The organism is Leucobacter chromiiresistens (assembly GCF_001477055.1).
In the GTDB taxonomy this organism is placed as follows: Bacteria; Actinomycetota; Actinomycetes; order Actinomycetales; family Microbacteriaceae; genus Leucobacter; species Leucobacter chromiiresistens_A.
This window is the reverse complement of record NZ_LDRK01000095.1, coordinates 1-9112: the sequence shown is the minus strand read 5'-3', so window position 1 is coordinate 9112 and position 9112 is coordinate 1. Positions and strand designations below refer to the sequence as shown.

The window sequence follows — 9112 nt, the reverse complement described above, 5'->3', positions numbered from 1 at the left end:
CGCGCGCTCGCCGAGGCGCTGCTCGCGCAGCTCCTCCCCCTCGACGCGGAGCGGAGGCTGGAGATCGTCGCGCAGGCGCAGCTCGGCGTGCTCGCGCTCACCGATCACTCCCTGCGCCCCGCGGCGCAGCGGCTCCACGACGGCGTCGATCGGGCCTGCAGGGCCGCCATCGGCATCCTCGACGATACGGGCGGGCTCCACGCCGCACGCCAGCCCGCCTTCGAGGCGACCCGGCTGCGCGCGCTCCTCGACGGCATCGCGATGCAGGGCCTCTGGCGCGGCGACGCGGCAGCACCGGCGGACGCCCTCACAACGCTGTCGCGCCACCTCGACGAGCTCGCGCTGCCGCCTCCGTCGCCGGAGCATCGCCGCGCGTGAGCTCCGCGACGAGCGCCTCCACCCGCGCTCGGATCGCGTCGCGAATCGGGCGCACCGCCTCCACGCCGCGCCCGGCGGGGTCGTCGAGCTCCCAGTCCTCGTAGCGCTTGCCCGGGAAGATCGGGCAGGCGTCGCCGCAGCCCATCGTGATCACCACATCAGACTCCCGCACGGCCTCGGGCGTCAGTACGCGGGGGGTCGCGGCCGACATGTCGATGCCGACTTCGCGCATCGCCGCGACCGCCGCCGGGTTGAGCGAGGACGCGGGGGCGGAGCCCGCCGACCGCACCTCGATCGCACCGCCCGCCAGGTGCGCGAGGTACGCCGCGGCCATCTGCGACCGGCCGGCGTTGTGCACGCACACGAAGAGCACGGAGGGCTTCGGGGCGTCGCTCCCCCGCGTCGAGCTGTGCATCGGATCACCTTCCGCGAGCGTGGATATGCGTTCACAATAGCGGAGGGCGGTCGCACTGGCGGCCGCAGTCGCAGTCGATCCGACTCCGTGATCCGACGTGCGCTCGGAACGACTCGTTTCCTGAGACACTGGTGACGCTCACCCGCGGCGACCGGATCGCCGCGGAACGAAAGGAAGAGTGACCCATGGGATCGATCCGATACGACGGACTCACCACGCACTTCGACGATCGCCTGCTCGCGCACCTGCAGATCGTCATCGTGCAGAAGCTCATGCGCGAGGAGCCGTTCCTGATGTCGTGGAAGGACAGCATGAGCGCCGGAGACGGGCGCACCGCGATCTGGATCTCCCCGGAGACTCCGCTGACGTTCAAGTTCCTGGGCAGCCGCGTGCCCGAGATCAACAAGGAGTGGCTGCAGCGACTCGGAGAGTCTGCGAACGCGACGACCGGGCTCATCGTCACGAGAGAGGACGGCAAGCTCGCCGTGGCCGAGGCGAGCGGCAACCAATACCCCGGAAACCTGCGCACGGACCGGATCGCCTGACACCGACCCGCCCACGGAAGATCACACTCCGCAGAGAAAAGCAACCCCTATCGCGGTTTGTTTGAACTGCCAGACTGCCCCATATGGGGAATCTGATACACGGGGGACGTGAATACGAGTTCGAGGATCGATTGCTGGCTCACCTGCAATTCGTGATCGGGCAGAAGCTGAAGAAGCAGGAGTGCTTCTTCCTCAGCTGGCACAAGCCGCACGACCAGGGCGACGGGCGGCTGTCGATCTGGCTGTCGCCGTACGCGACGGTGGCGTTCCGGTTCTCGGGCAGCCGCGATCCGGAGCTCAGCAAGGTGTGGGTGCGCGCACTCAACGCGCTGGCGCACACGCCGCGCGGGCTGGTCGCGATCACCGAGGAGGAAGCGGAGCGGTACGTGAAGAAGAATCCGGATCTGATCTGAGACCGCGACGAACGCCGCCCGCCCGAGAGCACTCGGGCGGGCGGCGTTCGGCATGCGCGCGGAGAGCCGCGCCGAGGGGATTCGCTCACTCCGTCGCGACGCTGCAGCTCCACGTCACGCCGAAGCGGTCCGTGAGCATGCCGAAGCCAGGGCTCCACGCCGAGGCCGACAGCGGCGCGACGACCGTCGCACCGGCGCGCAGTGCATCCCAGTAGGGGCTCAGTTCAGCGAGCGTCTCCGCGCTGATCGACAGGAACATCGCCTGATCGGTGATGGTGGTCTGCCCCTCGCGCCGCGTCGAGCCGCCGCCGGCGATCGAACCCGCGCTCTCGCCCGGAATGTCGTAGGCCATGACCGCGAATCCGTCATCCGCGGCGAGGCGCCCGAACACGACCTTGCGAGCGTCCGGGAACTCCTCCGGCATGCCGAGATCTCCGTAGGTGCTGACGCGGAGGTCACCGCCGAACACGGATCGGTAGAATTCGAGCGCCGCGCGCGCATCGCCGCGGAAGTTGAGGTGGGCCGTCGTCTGAATCGTCATCGCTGCTCCTTGTGTGAGATCCGCCGTTCGAGCGGTTCGCCCACTCTCGCAGCCGATGCGGCCAGATCCTGTCCTCATTCGGAACTAGTGTTGAGCGCATGTCGGCAGCTCCCCGCCTCCTCGCCCTGCTCTCGCTGCTGCAATCGGGACGCCGGTGGTCGGGAGCCGAGCTGTCCTCCCGCCTCGAGGTGAGCGCCCGAACGGTTCGCCGCGACGTCGCGCGGCTCCGCGAACTCGGATACCGCATCGACGCCGCCCACGGCCGCGACGGCGCGTACCGACTCGGCGCGGGCACGGCGCTGCCTCCACTGCTCTTCGACGACGAACAGGCCACAGCAATCGCCATCGCACTGCAGGCGAGCGGCGCACTCGGCGCCGAGATCGAAGACGCGGCGGCGCGGGCGCTTGCGACCCTCCGCCGCGTGATGCCCGCCCGCCTTGCGCACCACCTCCACGCGCTGCACATCGCGACGGTCGCCCGCGCCGGCGATTCCGCCGCTCCGCCCGTGCACCCGACCGAGCTCCTCGCACTCGCGCGCGCCATCCGCGAACGCCACTCCATCCGCTTCACCTACGACCGGTTCGGAACCACCGCACCCGACGGCGGGCCGCCGGTCGCCCCCCGCTGCGCAGAACCGCACCACCTCGTTGCCGCGCACGGACGCTGGTATCTGCTCGCGTGGGACGTCGAACGAGACGACTGGCGCCTCTTCGCCGTCCACCGCATCGCGCTGCGCACGCCCTACGGGCCGCGATTCGCGCGGCGGCAGCTGCCGACGCCCACCGTCGGGGAATTCGTCGCCGCCAGGTTCAAGGGATCCGACATCGATGCGTGGCCGTGCCGCGGGGCGGTGGTGCTGCAGCTTCCCGCGGGCGACGTGATCCCGTTCGCCGGCGACGGGACCGTGACGCCGATCGATGATCGCTCGTGCACACTCGAAGCGGGATCGTGGTCGTGGGACTCGCTCGCCGCCTCCTTCGGCCGGTTCGGCGCCGACATGCGGGTGGTCGGCCCCCCGGAACTGGCCGCCGCCTTCGCGAGCGTCGCCGAGCGGTTCGCCCATTCCGCGCCGCGCCGCGCGAACGCCGGCCTCGCACCCGACGCTCCCGCAAGCTGAAGGCATGAACCTCGCCGACGACGTGCGCTCCTACGACCTCGACGCGCTGCGGGAGCGCGTACTGCCGGAGACCTCCGGCAGTGTGACGGAGAGCATTCCGCAGCTCGCCGAGGCGGATCCCGATCTCTGCGGCATCGCGCTCGTCGCGCTGGACGGGGAGGTGCGCACGAGCCGGCAGGGCGAGGCCGCGTTCAGCATCCAATCGGCCGTCAAGCCGTTCGTGTTCGCCCTCGCGCTCCAGGACACGGGTCGCGCAGCGCTCGAGCGGGTCGGCATCGAGCCCACCGGTGAAGCCTTCGACGCCGTCAAGCTCGAGAGCGGAACCGGTCGACCGCCCAACCCGATGGTGAACGCCGGCGCGCTCCTGACGAGCTCGATCGTCGACGGCCGTGACGCGGGCGCGCGATCCGAGCGCATCGCGGCGGGCCTCTCGGCCTTCGCCGGGCGTCCGCTGCAGGTGGACGAGGAGGTCGCGGCGGCCGAGCAGCGGCTCGGCGACCGCAATCTCGCACTCGCGCACCTGATGCGGTCGGAGGGCACCCTGCGGGTCGAGGCGGAGGACGCGATCGGCGTGTACGGCCGCGCCTGCGCGACCCTGGTGGATGCGTCCGCCCTCGCCGTCATGGGCGCGACGCTCGCCTCGGGCGGCGTCAACCCCTGCACGGGCGAACGCGTCGTCTCCCCCGAGGTGGCGCGCGACGTGATCTCGGTCATGGCGACCTGCGGCGTGTACGACGGTTCGGGGCGCTGGATGCGCGAGGTGGGGGTGCCGGCGAAGTCGAGCGTCTCGGGGGCGATCGTGCTCGCGTCGCCCGGCTTTCTCGGCGCCGCGATCTTCAGCCCCCCGCTCGACGATCAGGGCACGAGCGTGCGGGGCCACCGCGCGAGTGCGCTGCTGAGCGCGGACCTGGGGCTCCACGCGTTCCGGGTGCCGCGCTGAACTCTCCGGCGCACCGTACGCCTCGCTTCTCTCGAGTGCAACCCCATCGCCGCGAGCAGGGGACGGGTGTGGGCTGGGCCGCATCGCCGGTCGCAGCAGGGCCGAACCGCGGGTCTCCGAACGGCGACGGAGAGGAAGCGCACGATGTATTTTCACCGGCAAGAACTCCAGCACAAGGCCACGCCCGACAAGCCCGATGCGGTGTACGCCCGCAAGCTGCAGGAGGTGCTCGGCGGGCAGTACGGAGAGATCACGGTCGCGCTGCAGTACCAGTTCCAGGCGTGGAACATGCACATCCCCGGCAAGTACCGCGACCTCGTCTTCGGCATCGGCGCGGAGGAGATGGGCCACGTCGAGATGCTCGCCGTGATGATCGCGCAGCTGCTCGAGAAGTCGCCCCTCGGCATCACCGACGAGGCCGTGCAGAACGACCCGACGGTGGCCGCGGTGATCGGCGGCACCGACGTGCAGCAGGGCATCGTCGCCGGCGCGGGCGCCCGGCCGGTCGACAGCAACGGCAACCCGTGGATGGGCAGCTACATCACGAGCAGCGGCAATCTGCTCGCCGATTTCCAGGCGAACGCGAACGCCGAGATGCAGGGGCGCGTGCAGGTCGCGCGGCTCTACCACATGACCGACGATCACGGCGTGCGCGATCTCCTCGGCTTCCTGCTCGCCCGCGACACGATGCATCAGAACCAGTGGCTCGCCGCGGCTGCCGAGCTGCAGGCGGAGGGCGTGGAGTCGCTGCCGGTGCCGAGCAACTTCCCGATCGGCAAGGAGGAGCGCGACGTGTCGTACCAGTACATCAACTTCTCGGACGGCGCGGCCGCGAGCGAGGGCAGCTGGGCGTCGGGCCCGACGCCCGACGGGCTCGGCGAGTTCAGCTACCACGAGGCTCCGGAGGCCGGGGTGCCGATGCCGCCGCCCACCCATCCCGATGCCCGCTTCTACGGCACGACCGACGTGCCGAACGTCGTCGAGAAGCTCGCGGGTCGCGCGCAGGACGCGCTGAAGAAGGAGTAGCCGGGATGCACGCCGGGCCCCGGGCGCGCGCGATCGCCCGGGGCCCGGCCGTGCGGGCCGGGCTCAGCCGCGCGCACGCGCGATGGTGGTGCGCCGGCCGCGGCTCACCCGCACGATCGCCGCGTCGGCGCCGATGATGCACGCGGCGATCGCGACCATGTACAGCGCCACCGCCGCGTAGCCTCCCGGCTGCGCCGGGTTCATGAACGGGTAGGGGTACCACCCGACGAGCGCCCCGCGCAGGAGTGTGTACGCGCCCCAGACGAGGGGGAACGCGGCGGCGAGGGCCAGGTGCCGCCACGGCAGCGCGGGTCGCCCGGGCGCGACGCACCAGAGCGCGACGACGAGGATCGGTCCGATCAGATGGAGCACCTCGTTCGACCAGCCGAGCGTCGCCTCCTGATCGAGCGAGATGCCCCGCAGCAGGGCGTTGTACACCACGCCCGTGGTCGCCATGTACGTGGTGACGGCGCCGAAGACTCCCCAGAACCACTCGGGCGCGCCCGCTCCCCGACCGCTGAACCATGCTCCGCTCGCGAGCGCGGCAGCCGCCGCGACGTTCGACAGGATCGTGAAGAAGCTGAAGAAGTTGACGGTGAAGAACCCCAGGTCGTCGGGCTCGAAGCTGAGGCTGAACGCCCACTGGCCGACGACTGCGGCGGCGATCAGCAGTGCCGTGAACGCCGCGGCGATCGCGAACGCGCGCGGAATGGCCGCCACCGCGTCAGCCGTCCTGCCGAGCTGCTGCACCGCTGCGCCGCGCACCCCAGCGGGCGAGCAGGTGGAGCACGGCGCCCACGGCGATGAGCACTGCGCCGAAGAGCCAGACGGTGCCGCTCTGCTGCGTCATGAGCATGATGCACGACGCGATTCCGAGCACGGGCACGAACGTCCACACCCGGAAGTGGCGGTGCTCGACGCGGTCGCGCCGCAGCACCAGTACGGAGACGTTCGCACTCAGGAACACGAAGAGCAGCAGCAGCACGACCGTCTCCGCGAGCGTGGCGAGATCTCCGACCAGGGTGAGCAGCGCGGCGACGAGCGTCGTCGCCAGGATCGCGACCCACGGCGTCTTCCGCCGCGGGAGCACACGGCCGAGCTGCGCCGGCAGCAGACCCTGCTCGGCCATTCCGAAGGCGAGGCGACTCGTCATGATCATGGTGAGCAGTGCTCCGTTCGCGACGGCCACGAGCGCGATGGCGCTGAACACCCACGACGGAATGTGCGATCCGGATGCTTCGACGACGGCCAGCAGCGGACCGCTCGAGGCGGCGAGCTCGTCGGCGGGGAGGGCGATCGAGCTCGCCAGGCCGACCAGCACGTAGACGAGGCCGGCGACGCCGAGCGACGCGAAGAGCGCCCGGGGGTACGTGCGCGCGGGGTTGCGCACCTCCTCGATCATGTTCGCCGAGGTCTCGAAGCCGACGAACGAGTAGAAGGCGATGATCGCGCCGCCGAGCACCGCGACCGCCGTGCTCGTGCCCTGCGGCCCCTCGAGCACGCGCGAGACGTCTCCGCCGCCGGAGCCGAGCAGGAGCCCGACGACGACGATGACGATGACGAGTCCGCTCACCTCGATCGCGGTCATCACCAGGTTCGCGCCGAGCGATTCCCGGATCCCGCGCGCGTTCAGCAGCGCGACGACCACCAGGAAGAGAATCGCGACGAGCGTCGTCGGCAGTTGCACGAACGTCTGCAGGTACTCGCCGGCGAACGCGATCGCCAGCCCGGCCGCGCTGGTCACGCCGGCGGCGAGCATGCAGAAGCCCACGAGGAAGGAGATGACGGGCCTCTTGAAGGCCCGCTCGGCGAAGACCGCCGCGCCTCCGGCCCGAGGATACTTCGTCACGAGTTCGGCGTAGGATCCGGCGGTGAGCAGCGCGAGCAGGAGGGCGAGCAGCAGCGGCGCCCAGAGCATGCCGCCCACTTCCTCCGAGAGCACACCCATGAGGGCGTAGATGCCGGCGCCCAGCACATCGCCGAGGATGAAGGCGAAGAGCAGGAGGCCCGAGACGGAGCGGCGGAGTTTCGTGTCGGTCGGAGAGGATCCGGCCTCGGTGTCAGGCGTCATCGCGCCAGGGTATCGGAGCGCCTGAGCGCGACGGACGCCCCTTGACACGGGCGAACGGCCCGAACTACTGGGTGTGCTCCGTCTCGTCGCCCGATGCGTCCACGATCTGCACGGTGCCGAGGGCCGGATTCTCGCTCGCCGAGAAGACCGCCTCCGCGAGCGCATCGCGATCCGCCTCGGCGAGCTCGCCGTCCACCAGCACCCGGACCGTGTCGGTCGACACGTCCTCGTACTCGTCGATGCGCTCGAGCAGGGCGACCTCGTCCGAGCTCAAGCCCTCCGCATCGCCGACCGCGAGGCGATCGTCGATCTGCTCCTCCACCTCGTCGCCCAACCCGTTGGGAGCGTCGTCCTGATCGCGCACCTCGCCCGATCCCTCGGTGGGCGACACGCCGCCGCACCCCGTCGCCCCTCCGAGCAGTGCGAGCGAGATGACACCGGTGGCGACGAGTCTGAGCTTGTTCACTGACATGCCTCGAGACTAGGAATTCGTTCCTCCCGCGACGAGGGGGTTGCGTTCTCAGGAAGCGTCGCCCCGCAGACGACGGTGCATGCCGACTGCATCCTCCGCAGTGAAGCCGAGCGACTCGTACACGCCGACCGCGGCGTCGCTCGCGAACAGTCCCACGAAGAGCTCGACGTCGCCCTCCGGCTGCAGCAGCTCCAGGAGCCGTTCGACCATTCGCGTCGCGATGCCCGATCCCTCGTGCTCGGGGTGGACGATCACGTCCTGCACGTACGCGTACTGCAGCCCGTCGCCGACCGCTCGCGCCATGCCCACGACCTCGCCGCTCGCGTCGACGCACACCACCCCGGCGAGCGACGCGCGCAGCGAAGCGGCGCGCACCTCCTCGTCGAAGTGCGACTGCCAGCCGACGGCGGCGGCGAGGGCGGCGTGTTCGGCGGCCGAGGGAACGCGATCGAGAATGCGATGGGTCATGGGACCACGATACGCGCGCCGGTGCGGCGCCGGCATCGACTGCACCGACGCCGGCAGGGGCCGCGCGATCCGCTAGCCTCGAGCCATGGACGACCGACTGCAATCCGTGGCGCGCAGAACCGAGCGCACCCGCGCCTTCCGCGCGATGGCGCGCGGCGGGTACGCGGCGAGCGGCGTCGTCCACGGCCTCATCGGAGCGCTCGCGATCGCGCTGGTCGTGCGGCACGGACGCGCGGAGGCGGATCAGGTCGGGGCGCTGACCTCCATCGCGAACGCGCCGTTCGGTCTCGCGGCTCTCTGCGCCGTCGCCGTGCTGCTCTTCGCACTCGGCGTCTTCCACATCGTGCACGGCTTCGCGCTCGATCGCGCCTCCCGGAGGCGCCGCTGGGGGCGTCGGCTCGCCGAGTGGGGTCAGGGCGTCGCGTTCTGCGTCATGGGCGGCATCGCCACAGCGGTAGCCGTCGGTGCGCGGCCCGACCCCGACCGCACCACGCGCGACGCGAGCCGCGGCCTGCTCACGATCCCGGGCGGCACGGTGCTGCTGATCCTCATCGGGATCGGAGTCGCCGGCGTCGGGGCGGCCTGGATCTGGATGGGTGCCTCTCGCAGTTTCCGCAAGCAGATGAGCATCCCGCCGGGCCGCGGGGGCCGGGCGATCGCGGCGCTCGGAGCGGTCGGCTTCGTCGCGAAGGGCGGCGCCCTCCTCGCGATCGCCGTACCGCTCG

13 protein-coding genes are annotated in these 9112 nt (G+C 71.0%); 7 read left to right on the top strand and 6 right to left on the bottom strand.

What is annotated here, in order from left to right; all coding sequences use genetic code 11:
- Positions 1 to 378: TetR family transcriptional regulator C-terminal domain-containing protein (locus NS354_RS11160; RefSeq protein ID WP_193750769.1), on the top strand; the 378-nt coding region annotated here is incomplete at its 5' end.
- On the opposite strand, the gene NS354_RS11155 is transcribed toward NS354_RS11160, so the two are convergent.
- Positions 308 to 793, bottom strand: coding sequence for an arsenate reductase ArsC (locus NS354_RS11155; protein WP_058594559.1), 486 nt, complete (start codon positions 791 to 793; stop codon positions 308 to 310). The two genes, NS354_RS11160 and NS354_RS11155, sit on opposite strands and share 71 nt — an antisense overlap.
- A gap of 185 nt (positions 794 to 978) precedes the next feature.
- Here NS354_RS11155 and NS354_RS11150 point away from each other — a divergent pair, with 185 nt between their 5' ends.
- Both NS354_RS11150 and NS354_RS11145 read left to right on the top strand, forming a co-directional pair.
- On the top strand, positions 979 to 1338 hold the full coding sequence (locus NS354_RS11150; RefSeq protein ID WP_058594558.1) for a hypothetical protein: 360 nt from the start codon (positions 979 to 981) through the stop codon (positions 1336 to 1338).
- A gap of 83 nt (positions 1339 to 1421) precedes the next feature.
- On the top strand, positions 1422 to 1751 hold the full coding sequence (locus tag NS354_RS11145; RefSeq protein ID WP_058594557.1) for a hypothetical protein: 330 nt from the start codon (positions 1422 to 1424) through the stop codon (positions 1749 to 1751).
- Positions 1752 to 1836: 85 nt separating this feature from the next.
- On the opposite strand, the gene NS354_RS11140 is transcribed toward NS354_RS11145, so the two are convergent.
- Entirely contained in the window at positions 1837 to 2292 is a 456-nt protein-coding gene (locus NS354_RS11140) for a VOC family protein (protein WP_058594556.1), read from the bottom strand.
- A 98-nt stretch (positions 2293 to 2390) separates the two neighbouring features.
- Here NS354_RS11140 and NS354_RS11135 point away from each other — a divergent pair, with 98 nt between their 5' ends.
- The 3 genes from NS354_RS11135 (at position 2391) to NS354_RS11125 (ending at position 5376) form a co-directional block, all read left to right on the top strand.
- Positions 2391 to 3410, top strand: a complete 1020-nt coding sequence (locus tag NS354_RS11135) for a helix-turn-helix transcriptional regulator (RefSeq protein WP_058594555.1) — start codon at positions 2391 to 2393, stop codon at positions 3408 to 3410.
- A 4-nt stretch (positions 3411 to 3414) separates the two neighbouring features.
- Positions 3415 to 4350: a glutaminase A gene (gene glsA, locus NS354_RS11130; RefSeq protein WP_058594554.1), complete on the top strand. Its 936-nt coding sequence runs from the start codon at positions 3415 to 3417 to the stop codon at positions 4348 to 4350.
- A 144-nt stretch (positions 4351 to 4494) separates the two neighbouring features.
- A complete protein-coding gene (locus tag NS354_RS11125; protein ID WP_058594553.1) occupies positions 4495 to 5376 on the top strand; it encodes a manganese catalase family protein in 882 nt (293 codons plus the stop codon).
- A gap of 63 nt (positions 5377 to 5439) precedes the next feature.
- On the opposite strand, the gene NS354_RS11120 is transcribed toward NS354_RS11125, so the two are convergent.
- The 4 genes from NS354_RS11120 to NS354_RS11105 form a co-directional block, all read right to left on the bottom strand.
- Positions 5440 to 6096 carry a Pr6Pr family membrane protein gene (locus NS354_RS11120; protein ID WP_153002197.1) on the bottom strand — a complete coding sequence of 219 codons (657 nt, stop codon included), beginning with the start codon at positions 6094 to 6096 and terminating at the stop codon, positions 5440 to 5442.
- Positions 6097 to 6100: 4 nt separating this feature from the next.
- Complete coding sequence (locus NS354_RS11115) at positions 6101 to 7447, bottom strand: APC family permease (protein WP_058594551.1); 1347 nt, start codon at positions 7445 to 7447, stop codon at positions 6101 to 6103.
- Positions 7448 to 7511: 64 nt separating this feature from the next.
- Entirely contained in the window at positions 7512 to 7919 is a 408-nt protein-coding gene (locus NS354_RS11110; protein WP_058594550.1) for a hypothetical protein, read from the bottom strand.
- Positions 7920 to 7967: 48 nt separating this feature from the next.
- Positions 7968 to 8387: a GNAT family N-acetyltransferase gene (locus NS354_RS11105; RefSeq protein ID WP_058594549.1), complete on the bottom strand. Its 420-nt coding sequence runs from the start codon at positions 8385 to 8387 to the stop codon at positions 7968 to 7970.
- Positions 8388 to 8472: 85 nt separating this feature from the next.
- Between NS354_RS11105 and NS354_RS11100 the strand changes: the two genes are divergently transcribed.
- A partial coding sequence (locus NS354_RS11100; protein ID WP_058594548.1) for a DUF1206 domain-containing protein occupies positions 8473 to 9112 on the top strand: 640 nt, incomplete at its 3' end.